General features: G+C 61.0%; 18 protein-coding genes. 7 read left to right on the forward strand and 11 right to left on the reverse strand.

The window, feature by feature from the left end; all coding sequences use genetic code 11:
• Positions 1 to 46: 46 nt before the first annotated feature.
• The gene (gene erpA / locus PSH81_RS24390; RefSeq protein WP_003176443.1) at positions 47 to 397 is read right to left on the reverse strand and encodes an iron-sulfur cluster insertion protein ErpA; all 351 of its coding nucleotides are present in this window, start codon (positions 395 to 397) and stop codon (positions 47 to 49) included.
• A 165-nt stretch (positions 398 to 562) separates the two neighbouring features.
• Positions 563 to 1,597, reverse strand: coding sequence for an N-acetyl-gamma-glutamyl-phosphate reductase (gene argC / locus PSH81_RS24395; protein WP_024077689.1), 1,035 nt, complete (start codon positions 1,595 to 1,597; stop codon positions 563 to 565).
• Between the two features lie 135 nt (positions 1,598 to 1,732).
• Between argC and hemJ the strand changes: the two genes are divergently transcribed.
• The 6 genes from hemJ to coq7 all read left to right on the forward strand — a co-directional run bounded on the left by hemJ (position 1,733) and on the right by coq7 (position 6,171).
• A complete protein-coding gene (gene hemJ / locus PSH81_RS24400; RefSeq protein ID WP_305391617.1) occupies positions 1,733 to 2,161 on the forward strand; it encodes a protoporphyrinogen oxidase HemJ in 429 nt (142 codons plus the stop codon).
• A gap of 24 nt (positions 2,162 to 2,185) precedes the next feature.
• Positions 2,186 to 3,148 (forward strand): nitronate monooxygenase family protein, encoded by a 963-nt coding sequence (locus tag PSH81_RS24405; protein WP_226454449.1) that lies wholly within the window; start codon positions 2,186 to 2,188, stop codon positions 3,146 to 3,148.
• Positions 3,149 to 3,217: 69 nt separating this feature from the next.
• Positions 3,218 to 4,168, forward strand: a complete 951-nt coding sequence (locus PSH81_RS24410) for a DUF805 domain-containing protein (protein ID WP_226454450.1) — start codon at positions 3,218 to 3,220, stop codon at positions 4,166 to 4,168.
• A gap of 63 nt (positions 4,169 to 4,231) precedes the next feature.
• Entirely contained in the window at positions 4,232 to 5,020 is a 789-nt protein-coding gene (locus PSH81_RS24415; RefSeq protein WP_305391618.1) for an SDR family oxidoreductase, read from the forward strand.
• A 46-nt stretch (positions 5,021 to 5,066) separates the two neighbouring features.
• A complete protein-coding gene (locus PSH81_RS24420) occupies positions 5,067 to 5,405 on the forward strand; it encodes a histidine triad nucleotide-binding protein (RefSeq protein ID WP_192299781.1) in 339 nt (112 codons plus the stop codon).
• Between the two features lie 118 nt (positions 5,406 to 5,523).
• Positions 5,524 to 6,171 carry a 2-polyprenyl-3-methyl-6-methoxy-1,4-benzoquinone monooxygenase gene (coq7, locus tag PSH81_RS24425; RefSeq protein ID WP_305391619.1) on the forward strand — a complete coding sequence of 216 codons (648 nt, stop codon included), beginning with the start codon at positions 5,524 to 5,526 and terminating at the stop codon, positions 6,169 to 6,171.
• Positions 6,172 to 6,243: 72 nt separating this feature from the next.
• On the opposite strand, the gene PSH81_RS24430 is transcribed toward coq7, so the two are convergent.
• Positions 6,244 to 6,666, reverse strand: coding sequence for an OsmC family protein (locus tag PSH81_RS24430; RefSeq protein WP_005792019.1), 423 nt, complete (start codon positions 6,664 to 6,666; stop codon positions 6,244 to 6,246).
• Between the two features lie 247 nt (positions 6,667 to 6,913).
• On the opposite strand from PSH81_RS24430, the gene crp reads away from it, so the two are divergent.
• Positions 6,914 to 7,558 (forward strand): cAMP-activated global transcriptional regulator CRP, encoded by a 645-nt coding sequence (gene crp / locus PSH81_RS24435; RefSeq protein ID WP_192299782.1) that lies wholly within the window; start codon positions 6,914 to 6,916, stop codon positions 7,556 to 7,558.
• Here crp and PSH81_RS24440 read toward each other — a convergent pair.
• The 8 genes from PSH81_RS24440 to PSH81_RS24475 all read right to left on the reverse strand — a co-directional run bounded on the left by PSH81_RS24440 (position 7,555) and on the right by PSH81_RS24475 (position 15,179).
• On the reverse strand, positions 7,555 to 8,250 hold the full coding sequence (locus PSH81_RS24440) for a lipoate--protein ligase family protein (protein ID WP_192299783.1): 696 nt from the start codon (positions 8,248 to 8,250) through the stop codon (positions 7,555 to 7,557). The two genes, crp and PSH81_RS24440, sit on opposite strands and share 4 nt — an antisense overlap.
• A gap of 159 nt (positions 8,251 to 8,409) precedes the next feature.
• Positions 8,410 to 9,246 (reverse strand): indole-3-glycerol phosphate synthase TrpC, encoded by an 837-nt coding sequence (gene trpC, locus PSH81_RS24445; RefSeq protein WP_226454451.1) that lies wholly within the window; start codon positions 9,244 to 9,246, stop codon positions 8,410 to 8,412.
• Complete coding sequence (trpD, locus tag PSH81_RS24450; protein ID WP_192299785.1) at positions 9,243 to 10,292, reverse strand: anthranilate phosphoribosyltransferase; 1,050 nt, start codon at positions 10,290 to 10,292, stop codon at positions 9,243 to 9,245. Before trpD ends, trpC begins: the two co-directional genes overlap by 4 nt.
• Positions 10,293 to 10,301: 9 nt before the next feature.
• Positions 10,302 to 10,895, reverse strand: coding sequence for an aminodeoxychorismate/anthranilate synthase component II (locus PSH81_RS24455; RefSeq protein WP_192299786.1), 594 nt, complete (start codon positions 10,893 to 10,895; stop codon positions 10,302 to 10,304).
• Positions 10,896 to 10,905: 10 nt separating this feature from the next.
• Positions 10,906 to 12,387, reverse strand: a complete 1,482-nt coding sequence (gene trpE, locus PSH81_RS24460; RefSeq protein ID WP_192299787.1) for an anthranilate synthase component I — start codon at positions 12,385 to 12,387, stop codon at positions 10,906 to 10,908.
• A 69-nt stretch (positions 12,388 to 12,456) separates the two neighbouring features.
• Entirely contained in the window at positions 12,457 to 13,275 is an 819-nt protein-coding gene (locus PSH81_RS24465) for a phosphoglycolate phosphatase (protein ID WP_192299788.1), read from the reverse strand.
• Positions 13,272 to 13,946 carry a ribulose-phosphate 3-epimerase gene (gene rpe / locus PSH81_RS24470; RefSeq protein WP_305391620.1) on the reverse strand — a complete coding sequence of 225 codons (675 nt, stop codon included), beginning with the start codon at positions 13,944 to 13,946 and terminating at the stop codon, positions 13,272 to 13,274. Before rpe ends, PSH81_RS24465 begins: the two co-directional genes overlap by 4 nt.
• Before the next feature lie 84 nt (positions 13,947 to 14,030).
• Complete coding sequence (locus PSH81_RS24475) at positions 14,031 to 15,179, reverse strand: iron-containing alcohol dehydrogenase (RefSeq protein WP_226454453.1); 1,149 nt, start codon at positions 15,177 to 15,179, stop codon at positions 14,031 to 14,033.
• Positions 15,180 to 15,348: the final 169 nt, after the last annotated feature.

Here is a 15,348-nt window from a genome sequence, read left to right on the forward strand (position 1 = left end):
CGCTTGGCCGATTAAAGCCAAGCGGCGTTTTTGTATCCGCTATCGATCAGATCGAGAACGAAGACCCGCAACCACAGGTAGTCGTGGCGTTAGGGTTCTTGATCACAAAACGCGAACCCTCCAGACCTTCCTGATAATCCACCTCGGCGCCTGCCAGGTACTGGAAGCTCATCGGGTCCACGACCAGGCTCACGCCCTCGCGTTCGACGATGGTGTCGTCATCGGCTACATCTTCATCGAAGGTAAAACCGTACTGAAACCCTGAACAACCGCCGCCCGTAACAAATACGCGCAGCTTCAAGCGATCATTACCCTCTTCATCGACCAGGCTCTTCACCTTGTGCGCAGCACCGTGGGTGAATTGCAAAGCCGTGGGGGTGAAGGATTCAACGCTCATGCTGATAATCTCCCGGCGTACCGCCGCCATATGCGTAATGGCGGGCATTATCCGCTTCTCCTAGAAAAGCGGTCAACTATTGTTACGGTATATCAATCTGCGCTGGCGCCATTAAAAACACAAAAGGCCCGATCAACGGGCCTTTTGCACATCCAGTCAGCGGCCTTAAGGCAGCATGCCAGCGTGGGACAAGCCCAACTTCTCATCCAGGCCGAACAGGATGTTCATGTTCTGCACCGCCTGGCCCGACGCGCCCTTGACCAGGTTATCGATCACCGACAGCACCACGACCAGGTCGCCATCCTGTGGACGATGCACCGCGATACGGCACACGTTGGCGCCACGCACACTGCGGGTTTCCGGGTGGCTGCCGGCAGGCATCACATCGACGAACGGTTCGTTGGCATAACGTTTTTCAAACAGTGCCTGCAGGTCTACCGAACGATCGACCACGGTCGCGTACAACGTGGAGTGAATGCCACGGATCATCGGCGTCAGGTGCGGCACAAACGTCAGGCCCACCTCCTTGCCGGCGGCGCGACGCAGCCCCTGGCGGATTTCCGGCAAGTGACGATGCCCTTTTACTGCATAGGCCTTCATGCTTTCCGACGTCTCGGAGTACAGCGAGCCTACGGCAGCACCACGACCGGCACCGCTGACGCCCGACTTGCAGTCCGCGATCAAACGCGACGCATCCGCCAGCCCGGCTTCCAGCAATGGCAGGAAACCCAGTTGTGTCGCAGTCGGATAGCAACCCGGCACGGCAATCAGTCGGGCTTGCTTGATCTGCTCACGATTGACTTCCGGCAGACCGTAGACAGCCTCCTCAAGCAACTCCGGCGCACCGTGCGGCTGGCCGTACCACTTGGCCCACTCATCGGCATCTTGCAGGCGGAAGTCCGCAGACAGGTCGATCACCTTGGTGCCGGCCGCCAGCAGCTCACCGGCCAGCGCATGGGCAACACCGTGCGGGGTCGCGAAGAACACCACGTCGCAGGCGCCCAGGGTCTTGATGTCCGGCACGCTGAACGCCAGGCCATCGTAGTGGCCTCGCAGGTTCGGGTACATATCGGCCACGGCCAGCCCAGCCTCGGATCGGGAAGTGATGACCACCACCTCTGCTTGCGGATGCTGAGCCAACAGACGCAGCAATTCGACACCGGTGTAACCCGTGCCGCCGACGATACCGACCTTGACCATAAACCTGCCCTCAACGAACCCACTGGAAAGCCGACGATAATAGGGGCCGTATCGTCCTGCGACAACCGCCAACGTGACGTACGGGCGCATCAGCCACTACTATCTTCGCTACCGTGAACCTGGGAATAACTAAAAATGCTCTATCTATGGGTCAAAGCCTTCCACATCATCAGCATCGTCTGCTGGTTTGCCGGGCTGTTCTACCTGCCACGCCTGTTCGTGTACCACGCCCAAAGCAAAGACACCGTCAGCCAGGAACGCTTCAGCCTCATGGAGCGCAAGCTGTATCGCGGCATCATGGGCCCGGCGATGCTTGCCGCGCTGATTTTCGGCGGCTGGCTGATCTACCTGAACCCGAGCATCTTTCACTCGGGCGGCTGGATCCACGCCAAGCTGACCCTTGTCGTGCTGCTCATCGGCTACCACCACATGTGCGGCGCGCAGGTGAAACGCTTTGCCCGTGGCGAAAACACCCGCAGCCATGTCTTTTATCGCTGGTTCAATGAAGTCCCGGTTCTGCTATTGCTGGCTATCGTAATTTTGGTCGTGGTCAAACCGTTCTAACTTCAATCACACGGGATCAATCCAATGTCGCTGCCTGCTCTGCTTGAACAACATCTGCGCCTGCCGGTGGTGGTCGCGCCGATGTTTCTGATTTCCAACCCACAACTGGTGCTCGCCTGCTGCCGTAATGGTGTCGTCGGGAGTTTCCCGGCACTCAACCAGCGCGAAAGCAGTGGTTTCAAAGCCTGGCTGGAAGAAATCGAAGCGGGCCTGGCGCAGTTGGACAACCCCGCGCCATATGCCGTGAACCTGATCGTGCACAACAGCAACCCGCGACTGGAGGCAGACCTGGCGATCTGCGTCGAGCACAAGGTGCCAATCGTCATCACCAGCCTTGGCGCGGTGAAGGAAGTGGTCGACGCCGTGCACAGCTATGGCGGCCTGGTGTTCCACGACGTCACCACCCGGCGCCATGCCGAGAAAGCCGCTGAAGCCGGTGTGGATGGCCTGATCGCCGTGGCCGCAGGCGCTGGCGGCCATGCCGGCACCTGGAGCCCGTTCGCGCTGATCGCCGAGATTCGTCAGTTCTTCGACAAGACCCTGCTGCTGGCCGGCTGCCTCAACCACGGGCACGAGATCCTCGCGGCCCAGTTGCTGGGGGCTGACCTGGCGTATTTCGGCACCCGCTTTATCGGCACCACCGAAAGCCACGCCCCGGATGCCTATAAAGAGATGCTGCTCACATCGCGCGCCGCCGACATCGTGCACACTCCTGCAGTCTCCGGCGTGCCCGCCAGCTTTATGCGCCAGAGCCTGGAAAACGCCGGTTTCGACCTCGCTGCGCTGCAAGGCAAGGGTGAAGTCAACTTCGGCTCCAAGCTCAAGCCGTTGAGCGACGAAGCCAAGGCCTGGAAGACCGTCTGGTCGGCCGGCCAAGGCGTTGGTGAGATCAAAGATTTACCCAGCGTCGATGAACTGGTTGCGCGCCTGGATGCCGAATACCGCAAGGCGCACGAACAGGCGGTACAATTGCGCTGGCCACGCTGAACCAACCGCAAGGCCTGCCGCTTGGGCAGGCCTGCATTACCTCACAGATAGAGTGACAAGGAAGCCCGCATGAGCGACAACCGTTTCAAGATTGTGTTTGATGGAGCCTTGCTCCCGGGGGTCGAAAGCGCCACTGCCAAACTCAACCTGGCCGAGCTGTTCAAGAGTGAAGTCGACGCCATCGAAAAACTCTTCACCGGCCGCCCGGTCGCGCTGAAACGCGACCTGTCCCGCCCCGATGCCGAAACCTACCTCAATGCGCTGAAAAACGCCGGGGTCGACGCACGCATCGAAACCGAGCAACCCGTAGCGTTCAACCTTGCCGAAACACACGAGACCGGTTCCGGCCCCTCCGCCGCCGCATCCCCTTACGCGCCACCGCGCGCCGCTGTGGGTGACGACTTGCCGGAATTCTCCACCCTGAAGGTGTTCACCATCCACGGGCGCATCGGCCGCCTGCGCTACCTCGCCTGGACGCTGGTGTTGACCGTCGCGATGCTGGTCGCCTCGGGAATCATCGCCACTGCCGGCTTCGCCGTGGCAACCGCCTCGCCGACGGCAGGCATGATTCTCGGCATCCTGCTGGGTTTTGCGTTGTTCGTCGCACTGCTGTGGGTCAGCGTGCAAATCGCCGTGCAGCGCCTGCATGACCTGGGCTGGTCCGGTTGGTTGTGGTTCCTCAACCTGGTGCCGCTGGTGAACAGCGTCTTCCCGATCCTGCTGCTGGTATTGCCAGGCAATGCCGGCGCCAACCAATACGGCGCGCCACCACCGCGCAACTCCACCGCGGTAAAGGTCCTGGCCACCCTATGGCTGGCGTTTATCCCGGTGATGCTGGCGATTGTGGTGACCCTGGGTATGAACGGTTACCTGAACCAACTTGAAGCCAACGTCGACAGCAGCTACGAAAACAGCTCCATCACCTCCGATGCCGACACCGACCAGAGCGTGATCGTTGATGAAGACGAAGCGCAAAGTGCTGACGAAGCGGCCGAACCTGTAGACTCTCCAGAACAGTGAAGAAACGCCCGCCGCCTGTGATGCCTCTGTCACAGGCTCGGCGGCGTTGCGATGGAGAAAGGCATGACCCGTTACGCTCTGATCACCGGTGCCTCCAGCGGCATCGGCCTGGCTTTGGCCGAAGCCTTGGCCCGTCGCGGCCGCAGCTTGATTCTGGTGGCCCGCCAGCGTGATCAGTTGGAAAGCATTGCACTGGAATTGACCCAACGTTTCGGCGTGGAGGTGCTGTTTCGAGCCTGCGACCTGGGCGAACCACTGCGTTTGTCCGGGTTCCTGCTGGAGCTGGAAGAAGGCGAACGGCAGATCGACCTGCTGGTCAACTGCGCCGGCATCGGTACCAGCGGCCCATTCCTGGCCCAGGACTGGATGACCGAACAGGACCTGATCGAAGTCAACATCCTCGCCCTTACCCGTATGTGTCACGCCCTTGGCAACGCCATGGCGCTGCACGGCGGCGGGCAGATTCTCAACGTTGCCTCGGTGGCCGCGTTTCAGCCCGGCCCATGGATGAGCAGCTACTACGCCAGCAAGGCCTACGTGCTGCACTTCTCAGAAGGTTTGCGTGAAGAGTTGAAGACCTGCGGCATCAAGGTCTCGGTACTCTGCCCCGGCCCGACGCGCACCGCGTTCTTCGACACTGCGCAAATGGATACCGCCAAGCTCGACCGCAGCGAAAAACTGATGAGCCCGGAAGAAGTGGCGCTCTTCACCGTACGCGCCCTCGACAAGAACAAAGCCATCATCATTCCCGGCCGACGCAACCGCTGGCTCGCCTTCAGCCCGCGTTTCAGCCCACGCTGGCTGACTCGCAAGATTGCCGGCGCGATCAACAAGGCCTATTGCCCGCGTTGATTGCCTGAGTACACTCACCCTGCCTACTCATAATGGAGAAACAGCTGTGGATACTCTGTTCACCAAGATCATCAACAGAGAAATACCGGCCGACATCATCTACGAAGATGACCAGGTCCTGGCCTTCAAGGACATACACCCGGCAGCGCCCGTGCACTTCCTGGTCATCCCGAAGAAGCACATCGCGACCCTCAACGACCTGACCGAAGAAGACAAGGCCCTGGCCGGCCATATCTTGTTCACCGCCCAGCGCCTGGCACTGGAGCAGGGCTGCGAGGAAGGTTTCCGCGTGGTGATGAACTGCAACCCGAAAGGCGGGCAGACCGTTTATCACATCCATATGCATGTGCTCGGTCAACGCCAGATGAACTGGCCGCCGGGCTGATCAGCCCCTCAGCAACGGTCGTGCGCCCCAGGCCGCGACCCCATGGGCTTGACGCAGCGCAAACGCTTCCCCCTCTCTTGCGGTAAACTGGCCGCCGAGATTCTTCCCGGAGGTCAGCATGACTACCCAACGTCACTACTCGCCGATTGACCGTCTGTTGTTGCAAGCCGACATGGCCATGCGCACGCTGTTGCCGTTCAGCGGCCAGCCGTATCGCCCCTCGCCTGCCATCGTGCAGCCCGACGCACAGATGAGCGAGACCGACACCCGCCACGTTGCGGGCCTGATGCGCATCAATCATACCGGCGAAGTCTGTGCCCAAGCGCTGTACCAGGGCCAGGCGCTGACCGCCAAGCTGCCGCAAGTACGCGCGGCCATGGAACATGCGGCCGAGGAAGAAATCGACCACCTGGCCTGGTGCGAGCAGCGCATTCGGCAGTTGGGCAGCCACCCGAGTGTGCTCAACCCGCTGTTCTACGGTTTGTCATTCGGCATCGGCGCCGCCGCCGGCCTGATCAGCGACAAGGTCAGCCTGGGTTTTGTCGCCGCCACCGAACATCAAGTGTGCAAACACCTGGACGAGCACCTTGAGCAATTGCCGGCCGAGGACGAAAAGTCCCGGGCGATTCTCGAGCAAATGCGCCTCGACGAGGAACACCACGCAGAAAGCGCACTGGACGCCGGCGGTTTCCGCTTCCCGGCGCCGGTACGGTTTGGCATGAGCCTACTGGCCAAGGTCATGACCAAAAGCACGTACAGAATCTGAATACATCAAATCCAAAGCCACAAAAAAGGGCGCTTTCTAAGCGCCCTTTCTTTTAGCCGACGGAACCGGCGATCAACCCAGCTCGATAATCTCGTAGTCATGGGTGATGGCCACACCGGCCGCGCCGAGCATGATCGACGCCGAGCAGTACTTCTCGGCCGACAGCTCGATGGCACGCTTGACCTGGGCTTCCTTCAACGCCCGCCCCTTCACCACAAAATGCATGTGGATCTTGGTAAACACCTTGGGATCTTCAGTGGCGCGCTCGGCTTCCAGGAAGGCTTCACAGCTTTCCACGGCCTGGCGGGACTTCTTCAGGATGCTGACCACGTCGAAATTACTGCAACCGCCTACACCAAGCAGGAGCATTTCCATCGGGCGTACGCCCAGGTTACGGCCACCGGCTTCCGGCGGGCCGTCCATGACCACGACATGGCCACTGCCCGACTCACCGAGGAACATGGCTTCGCCCGCCCATTGGATGCGTGCCTTCATCGCCCAGACTCCACTGCTAAAAAAGGGTCGCCAGCTTAGCACAGGGCCCGCCGCCGACTGCGTTTCGCATCAAAGCGATCAATAGCAGGGTTTGCCGAGAAAATTGGTTAATCGAGTCAGAATGTGTCTGGTAAGCTGGCGCCAAATCGATGGCGTATTGCTAGTATTTATACAACGTGTATCAATGCCGATACCCACACAAATACAAAAACTCCGACCCTTTGCACTGTCTTTTCGGGATACAAACATGGTTGCTCTTACGCCCATACCCAAGATCAAGAATCTCGATAAGCTGCTGATGCACTGCCAACGTCGGCGTTATCCGGCCAAACACAACATTATCTGCGCCGGCGAACGTTCCGAGACACTGTTCTTCATCATCAAGGGCTCGGTCACCATCCTGATCGAGGACGAAGACGGCCGCGAGATGATCATCGCCTACCTCAACACCGGCGATTTCTTTGGTGAGCTGGGGCTGTTCGAGCAAGCAGGCAAGGAACAGGAACGCAGTGCGTGGGTGCGCGCCAAGGTCGAGTGCGAAGTGGCCGAGATCAGCTACGCCAAGTTTCGCGAGTTGGCCCAGCAAGACCCGGACATTCTCTACGCCCTGAGTGGCCAGATCGCCCAGCGCCTGCGGGACACGACGCGCAAGGTCGGCGACCTCGCCTTCTTTGATGTGACCGGCCGCGTAGCCCGCTGCCTGCTGGAGTTGTGCAAGCAGCCCGACGCCATGACCCACCCCGATGGCATGCAGATCAAGATCACACGCCAGGAAATCGGGCGCATTGTCGGTTGTTCACGGGAGATGGTCGGCCGCGTGCTCAAGGATCTCGAAGAACGCAACCTGGTGCACGTCAAAGGCAAGACGATGGTGGTGTTCGGTACACGTTAAAGCGCCAGGAAGCCTGCCAGCATCTGACGATACAACGTGTCCAGGCGGCTGATTGCATCCGGCGCAGGGAAAGCTTCGTGCAAGGCGATATGACTCTCGGCGCGAACCCGCTGTTCCAGCCCGCATGCCGCATTGAAGCGGTTGACCGCCGCGATCAGCTCTTCGCGATCGCCGTCCAGCAACAACGCACCGTGCACCAACCCCACCGGGCGCCCACCGCTTTGGCGCCAGCGTTGGGCCGTGCCGACCATTTTGCGGCCGTTGAGATTGACGTTGTAGCGACCGTCGCAGAACGCGCCATCGATTTCGCCGACGGACGCATCGCCACCCAGCTCGATCAGCAAATCGCAGATTGGCTGGCACAACCGCAAATAGCCGGTTTCGATGCGATTCTGATCGCCTTCACTGCGCGGTGGCGCATAGACCAGGGCGATGTTGACCGTGGCGCTCGACTGCGGCACCGGCTCGCCACCGGTTTCGCGCAGCAACACCGGCCAATCGGCGGCGGCCGAGACCTGGCTGGCGGTTTCGAATGCAGGCAAACGACTCAGCCGACGCGGCATTACCAAGGCTTGATCGCTGGGTTGCCAGAACAGCAGGCCGTATTCCTGGTCGCCTGCGCAAACAGCCGCCAAAAGGTCCTGCTCGGCGGCAAGGCCAGCCTCAACAGTCATCGAAACTGGCTTAACCATCAAACACCTATCTTTCTGAACAAACACAAAACCCAATGTGGGAGCGGGCTTGCCCGCGAAGACGGTGTGTCAGTCACCTATCCATCGACTGACCGATCGCTATCGCAGGCAAGCCCGCTCCCACACAAGCCCGCTGCCACAGTTTGATCGCATTTCAAATCAGTCGAGGGTCGAACCGCTGACCGCCACGCCACGCTCCGGGAAGAACAGGCGCTGCAACTCCGCGCCCGGATTCTCGGCACGCATGAACGTCTCGCCGACCAGGAACGAATACACCCCACTGATTTCCATCAGTTCCACATCGGCACGGTTGACGATGCCACTCTCGGTAATCACCAGGCGGTCACGCGGGATCCGCGGCAACAGGTCGAGGGTGTTTTCCAGGCTCACTTCGAAAGTGTGCAGGTTGCGGTTGTTGACGCCAACCAGCGGTGTATCCAGGGTTTTCAGTGCGCGCTCCAGCTCATCGCCGTCGTGCACTTCCACCAGCACATCCAGGCCGACACTTTTGGCCACGGCCGCCAGCTCGGCCATCTTCACGTCATCCAGGGCTGAGACGATCAGCAGCACACAGTCGGCGCCCAGGGCACGGGCTTCAACGATCTGGTACGGGTCGACCATGAAATCCTTGCGGATCACCGGCAACTTGCACGCGGCGCGGGCTTGTTGCAAGAACAGGTCGGAGCCCTGGAAATAGTCGATATCAGTCAGGACGGACAGGCACGTCGCGCCGCCCTTCTCATAACTGACGGCAATTTCCGACGGCACAAAGTTCTCGCGGATCACGCCTTTGCTTGGCGAGGCTTTCTTGACCTCGGCGATCACCGCCGGCTGCTTGAGCTTGGCCTGGGCGATCAAGGCGTTGGCGAAACCACGCGGGGCATCGGCAAGCTTGGCCTGGCTTTCAAGCTCGGCAAGGCTGACGCGGGCGCGGCGCTCGGCGACTTCTTCAGCTTTGCGGGCGAGGATCTTTTCCAGAACGGTTGGCACACTCATCCTTCATTCTCCATCTTGAATACCGCGGTGAATGCTCCCAGCTCTTCGAGCTTCTCGCGAGCCAGACCGGTGTGCAGCGCATCGTGGGCCAAGGCGACACCTTCCTTAAGACTATAGGCGTGGTCGGCTGCATAAAGTGCCGCGCCAGCATTCAGAACAATCATCTCCGCAGCTTTTTGCCCGTTCTCGGTCTTGCGCCGCCCCAGGGCATCACGAATCAATTCCAGGGACGCCGCCGGGCTTTCCACCGCCAGGCCGTGCAGGCTCTGGCTCTTCATGCCCAGGTCTTCAGGTTCGACCCAATACTCCGTGATCTGGTCGTTCTTCAGCTCCGCGACAAAGGTCGGTGCCGCCAGGCTGAATTCGTCCAGGCCATCCTTGGAGTGCACCACCAGCACATGTTTGCTGCCCAGGCGCTGCAACACTTCGGCCAAAGGCCGGCACAGCGCCTGGCTGAACACGCCAACCACCTGGTGTTTCACACCGGCCGGATTCGTAAGCGGGCCGAGCATGTTGAACAGGGTACGCAGGCCGAGGTCTTTGCGCGGGCCGGCGGCGTGTTTCATTGCGCTGTGGTGGGTCTGGGCAAACATGAAGCCGATGCCGACGTTATCGATGCAACGCGCCACTTGAACCGGCGTCAGGTTCAGGTAGATCCCGGCCGCTTCCAGCAGATCGGCGCTGCCGCTCTTGCCGGACACCGCACGGTTACCGTGCTTGGCCACTGTGCAACCCGCCGCCGCGACCACAAAAGAAGATGCCGTCGACACGTTGAAGATGTTCGCACCGTCACCGCCAGTGCCGACCACATCCACCACGCCGTCCAGGGTCTTGAGCTCAACCTTGTCCGCCAGCTCGCGCATCACCGACACGGCGCCGACGATCTCGTCGATGCTCTCACTCTTCATGCGCATCGCCATCATGAACGCGCCGATCTGCGCGTCGGTGCATTGACCGGTCATGATCTCGCGCATCACATCGCTCATTTCAGCGGTGCTCAGGTCCAAATGGCCGACGATACGGCTCAGGGCAGTCTTGATATCCATGGAAAGTCCTTAGCGCGTGCCGCCGCTCTGCTTGAGAAAATTGGCGAACAGCTCGTAGCCCTGCTCGGTCAGGATCGATTCAGGGTGAAATTGCACCCCTTCGACATTCAGTGTCTTGTGACGCAGGCCCATGATCTCGTCGACCGAGCCGTCTTCCAACTGGGTCCAGGCGGTCAGTTCCAGGCATTCGGGCAAGGTTTCGCGCTTGACCACCAGGGAGTGGTAACGGGTCACCGTCACCGGCAGATTCAGGCCGTGGAACACGCCCACATTGTTGTGGAACACCGGGCTGGTCTTGCCGTGCATGACCTGGCGCGCGCGCACCACGTCACCGCCAAAGGCCTGGCCGATGGACTGGTGGCCCAGGCACACGCCCAGGATCGGCAATTTACCGGCGAAGTACTTGATCGCTTCGAGGGAGATGCCCGCTTCGGTCGGCGTGCACGGCCCTGGCGAGACCACAATGCGCTCTGGGTTCAGCGCGGCGATTTCGGCCACAGTCATTTCATCGTTGCGCACCACCTTGACCTCGGCACCGAGTTCGCCCAGGTACTGCACAACGTTGTAGGTAAAGGAGTCGTAGTTATCAATCATCAGCAACATGGGGGAAACCTCAGGAATTGGGGGTCTGTTCAGCCAGCGCAACGGCGCGGAACATCGCGCGGCGCTTGTTCAGGGTTTCTTCCCATTCGAGGGCCGGCACCGAGTCGGCGACAATCCCGCCACCGGCCTGCACGTGCAACTCCCCGTCCTTGATCACCGCAGTGCGGATTGCAATCGCAGTGTCCATGTTACCGTTCCAGGCGAAATAACCCACGGCACCGCCGTAGACACCACGCTTGACCGGCTCTAGCTCGTCGATGATTTCCATCGCACGGATCTTCGGCGCGCCCGACAAGGTGCCCGCCGGCAGAATCGCACGCAGTGCGTCCATCGCGGTCAGGCCGGCCTTCAGCTCGCCGGTGACGTTGGACACGATGTGCATCACGTTGGAATACCGCTCGATGACCATCTTCTCGGTGAGCTTCACCGAACCGATTTCCGAGACGCGCCCGGTATCGTTGCGGCCCAGGTCGATCAGCATCAGGTGCTCGGCGATTTCCTTGTCGTCGCTGAGCAGGTCTTGTTCCAGCGCCACATCCTCTTCTTCGGTCGCGCCACGTGGGCGGGTGCCGGCAATCGGGCGCACGGTGATCAGGTTGTCTTCGACGCGCACCAGCACTTCCGGCGAGCTGCCCACCACGTGGAAGTCGCCAAAGTTGAAGAAGTACATGTACGGCGTCGGGTTGAAGCAACGCAGGGCGCGGTACAGATCGATCGGCGCGGCCTTGAAGTCGATGGACATGCGCTGCGACGGCACCACTTGCATGCAGTCACCGGCGAGGATGTATTCCTTGATGGTGTCTACTGCGCGCTCGTAGTCATCCTGGGTAAAGCTGGAGCGGAACACCGGGTCGGCCGCCGGCGGACGGCTGAGGTCCAGGCCGCGACGCGGGGTGATCGGCTGGCGCAGTTTTTCCAGCAAGGCTTCGAGGCTGGCCTGGCCTTGTTCGAATGCGTCCGCCTGGGACGGATCGGCGAGCACGATTGCGTGCATCTTGCCGGCCAGGTTGTCGAACACGACGACCGCGTCGGAGACCATCAGCAGAATGTCCGGCACGCCCAGCGGGTCCGGGTTCGGGCATTTGCCCAAGCGCTTTTCCACGTAGCGCACACAGTCGTAACCGAAATAACCCACCAGGCCACCGTTGAAACGCGGCAGCCCCGGGATGGTCGGTACGTTGTAGCGCGCCTTGAAGGTTTCGACGAAGGCCAACGGGTCTTCTACGTCGTGGCTTTCGATCTCGACGCCATCATGGGTGATGCTCACGTGGTGATCGTGAACGCGCATAACGGTGCGGCACGGCAGGCCAATGATCGAATAACGGCCCCATTTCTCGCCGCCCTGCACCGATTCCAGCAGATAGGAATTGGGCTCGTCGGCCAGTTTCAGGTAGATCGACAGCGGCGTGTCGAAGTCGGCCAGGGTTTCGCAGGCCAGGGGGATACGGTTATAGCCGGCAGCGGCCAAACGCAGGAATTCTTCGCGGATCATGTGTGCCTCGTGGCGTGAGGGTCTAACGGTCAGGTATGCAAACGTGCCGCGTAGCGCGGCCGGGATCAGTCAGGCGCGCCAACGCCAGCGGGCCAGGGCCTTGATGACTTTCATCCAGAGTTTGCGAGTGACCACCACGATGGGATTTCCAGAAGGGGACGGATCGGTGTCGGGCAACGTTATCTCAGCGCCCGCTCCCAAGCAACCGGGGATTAGCAGTCGCAGGTCATCAATCACCAGCGACGGCGACTCTTCGGCAATGGGGCGGCCGTGGTTATAGCCGTAGCTCAAGGCCACGCACTGCACGCCAGCGGCCTTTGCGGCCAGCACGTCACTGCGCGAGTCACCGACAAACAGCGACTGCGAGGCAGGAATATTGGCCATTTTCATCACGAAAAACAGCGCCGCCGGGTCGGGTTTCTTCTGCGGCAAGGTATCGCCGCCGATGATCCAGCGGAAATAGCGGCCGATTTTCATCTGGTCCAACAGCGGCGCGACGAACCGCTCCGGTTTGTTGGTGATCAGGGCCATTTCCACGCCCTGCTTGCTCAACCACTTGAGGGTGTCACGTACGCCGGGGTAGACCACGGTCAGTTCGTGGCCGTCTTCATAGGCGGTGTTGAACAGTTCCAGCGCGTGCTCGGCCTCGACCTCATCGACCCCCTCGGCATCGATGTTATTGGCCAAGGCCCGGCGTACCAGCATCTGCACGCCGTTACCGACCCACATGCGTACCGCCTCGATCCCCGCCGGCTTGCGCCCCAGTTTGAGCAGCATGTTGTCCACCGCCGCCGCCAGGTCTGGCACCGAGTCGATCAGGGTGCCGTCCAGATCAAACATCACCAGCCGGGGCAGTTTGCCGGGAAACAGCTGCTCAAAGCCGCTCATGGACGCGCCAGCGCCAGTTCGGCGCGCATCTTGTCGATGACGTCCTGATAGTTCGGCGCGTTGAAGATCGCCGAGCCGGCCACAAAGGTGTCGGCGCCGGCGGCGGCGATTTCGCGGATGTTGTTGGCGTTGACCCCACCGTCGATTTCCAGGCGGATGTCACGGCCGGACGCGTCGATCAGCGCGCGGGCTTCGCGCAGCTTGTCGAGGGTGCCGGGGATGAACTTCTGCCCGCCGAAGCCTGGGTTGACGCTCATCAGCAAGACCATGTCGACCTTGTCCATCACGTACTTGAGCACGTCCAGCGGCGTCGCCGGGTTGAACACCAGGCCCGCCTTGCAGCCGCCCTCGCGGATCAGCTGCAGGCTGCGGTCGACGTGTTGCGTGGCTTCCGGGTGGAAGGTGATGTAGGTCGCACCGGCTTCGATGAAGTCGCCGACGATACGGTCCACCGGGCTGACCATCAGGTGCGCGTCGATCGGCGCAGTGACGCCGTACTTGCGCAGCGCCGCGCAGACCATCGGACCGATGGTCAGGTTGGGCACGTAGTGGTTGTCCATGACATCGAAGTGCACGAAGTCGGCACCGGCGGCCAACACGTTGTCCACTTCCTCACCCAGGCGGGCGAAATCGGCGGAGAGAATCGATGGAGCAATTACGAAGGGCTGCATGACGCACCTTTTCTGAGCTAAATCACGATGGCGCGCATTGTATACCGCATGCTTTGCCACGCGCACCGTGACCTGTCTCAACGGCTAGTAGGCAGCCCGGTAGATTTTCTCGATGTCGGCCGCGCTGAGCTTGCGCGGATTGTTGCGCATCAGCCGCTCAATGCCCGCCGCTTCGGTGGCCATGGCCGGGATGGCGTCCTCGGGCACCCCGAAGCTGCGCAGGCCCGCCGGGATCTCGACTGCGGCACACAGTCGCGTCATCGCCTCGACAGCGCTATCGGCCGCATCGACGGCGCTCATCCCCGTGACATTCACGCCCATGGCCTGGGCAATCTCCTGCATGCGCTCCACGCATGCCAGCTTGTTCCAGTGCATCACATACGGCAGCAACAGCGCATTGCTCACCCCATGGGCAATATTGAACCGCCCGCCCAACGGGTACGCCAGCGCATGCACTGCGCCCACGCCGGCATTACCAAAGGCCATGCCGGCCATCAGGCTGGCGGTGGCCATGTCATCTCGGGCCTGCAAGTTGGCCGGGTTGGCGTAAGCCTTGGGCAACGCGTTGGCGATCAGCTTGATTGCGCCAATCGCCAGCGCATCGGTGATCGGCGAGGCATTTAGCGACAGGTACGACTCGATGGCATGCACCAGCGCATCCACGCCACTGGCGGCAGTCACGCTACGCGGGCAGGTGAGGGTCATTTGCGGGCTGATCAGCGCGACATCCGGCAACAGATAGTCGCTGACGATGCCTTTTTTCAGTTGCGCGACCTTGTCGGAAAGGATCGCCACGTTGGTCACTTCCGAACCAGTGCCGGCCGTGGTCGGGATCGCGATCAGCGGCGGCCCCTTGCGCGGCACCTGGTCGACACCGAACAAATCCGCCAGCGCGCCGTGGTAACCGGCATAGGCGGCTACGCTTTTGGCAATGTCGATGGCACTGCCGCCGCCCAGGCCGATCAGCCCGTCATGCCCGCCTTCGCGGTAGGCGCGCATGCAGTCTTCGACGATGGCGATTTCCGGGTCGGGCAGTACGCGGTCGAATATTTCGTAACTGCGCTCGCCCAGGTGTTCGAGCGCCAGCGCCACGGTGCCGGACTTGACCAACGCAGCGTCGGTGACAATCAGCGGGTTATCCACATCCAGGCGCGTGAGTTCAAACGCCAGTTGTTCGATGGCGCCAGCGCCGGTGAGCAGTTTGTGGGCGATCTTGAATGAGGAAGTACTCATGTGCGCGGCCTCTTATTCGGAAATGGGCTGGCACAAGCGTAGCTGAGGGAAATAGGTTGTCAGCCATTCAGCAACTGAATGCAGAGGTAATTCAAAGTGGGCACGGTCGATGTGGGAGCTGGCTTGCCTGCGCTAGCGGTGTGTCAGCAGCAAATAAGCAAGCTGGCCC

Source organism: Pseudomonas sp. FP2335, assembly GCF_030687535.1.
Taxonomy (GTDB): Bacteria; Pseudomonadota; Gammaproteobacteria; order Pseudomonadales; family Pseudomonadaceae; genus Aquipseudomonas.

Excerpts from the sequence above, each read along its gene's own strand:
- PSH81_RS24405 (WP_226454449.1), top strand. The coding sequence starts at position 2,186 with ATGTCGCTGCCTGCTCTGCTTGAACAACATCTGCGCCTGCCGGTGGTG.
- PSH81_RS24440 (WP_192299783.1), bottom strand. The coding sequence starts at position 8,250 with ATGGTTAAGCCAGTTTCGATGACTGTTGAGGCTGGCCTTGCCGCCGAG.
- trpE (WP_192299787.1), bottom strand. The coding sequence starts at position 12,387 with ATGATCCGCGAAGAATTCCTGCGTTTGGCCGCTGCCGGCTATAACCGT.
- hemJ (WP_305391617.1), top strand. The coding sequence starts at position 1,733 with ATGCTCTATCTATGGGTCAAAGCCTTCCACATCATCAGCATCGTCTGC.
- PSH81_RS24465 (WP_192299788.1), bottom strand. The coding sequence starts at position 13,275 with ATGAGCGGCTTTGAGCAGCTGTTTCCCGGCAAACTGCCCCGGCTGGTG.
- PSH81_RS24410 (WP_226454450.1), top strand. The coding sequence starts at position 3,218 with ATGAGCGACAACCGTTTCAAGATTGTGTTTGATGGAGCCTTGCTCCCG.
- trpD (WP_192299785.1), bottom strand. The coding sequence starts at position 10,292 with ATGGATATCAAGACTGCCCTGAGCCGTATCGTCGGCCATTTGGACCTG.
- trpC (WP_226454451.1), bottom strand. The coding sequence starts at position 9,246 with ATGAGTGTGCCAACCGTTCTGGAAAAGATCCTCGCCCGCAAAGCTGAA.
- crp (WP_192299782.1), top strand. The coding sequence starts at position 6,914 with ATGGTTGCTCTTACGCCCATACCCAAGATCAAGAATCTCGATAAGCTG.
- PSH81_RS24430 (WP_005792019.1), bottom strand. The coding sequence starts at position 6,666 with ATGAAGGCACGCATCCAATGGGCGGGCGAAGCCATGTTCCTCGGTGAG.
- PSH81_RS24415 (WP_305391618.1), top strand. The coding sequence starts at position 4,232 with ATGACCCGTTACGCTCTGATCACCGGTGCCTCCAGCGGCATCGGCCTG.
- erpA (WP_003176443.1), bottom strand. The coding sequence starts at position 397 with ATGAGCGTTGAATCCTTCACCCCCACGGCTTTGCAATTCACCCACGGT.
- rpe (WP_305391620.1), bottom strand. The coding sequence starts at position 13,946 with ATGCAGCCCTTCGTAATTGCTCCATCGATTCTCTCCGCCGATTTCGCC.
- PSH81_RS24455 (WP_192299786.1), bottom strand. The coding sequence starts at position 10,895 with ATGTTGCTGATGATTGATAACTACGACTCCTTTACCTACAACGTTGTG.
- PSH81_RS24475 (WP_226454453.1), bottom strand. The coding sequence starts at position 15,179 with ATGAGTACTTCCTCATTCAAGATCGCCCACAAACTGCTCACCGGCGCT.
- argC (WP_024077689.1), bottom strand. The coding sequence starts at position 1,597 with ATGGTCAAGGTCGGTATCGTCGGCGGCACGGGTTACACCGGTGTCGAA.
- coq7 (WP_305391619.1), top strand. The coding sequence starts at position 5,524 with ATGACTACCCAACGTCACTACTCGCCGATTGACCGTCTGTTGTTGCAA.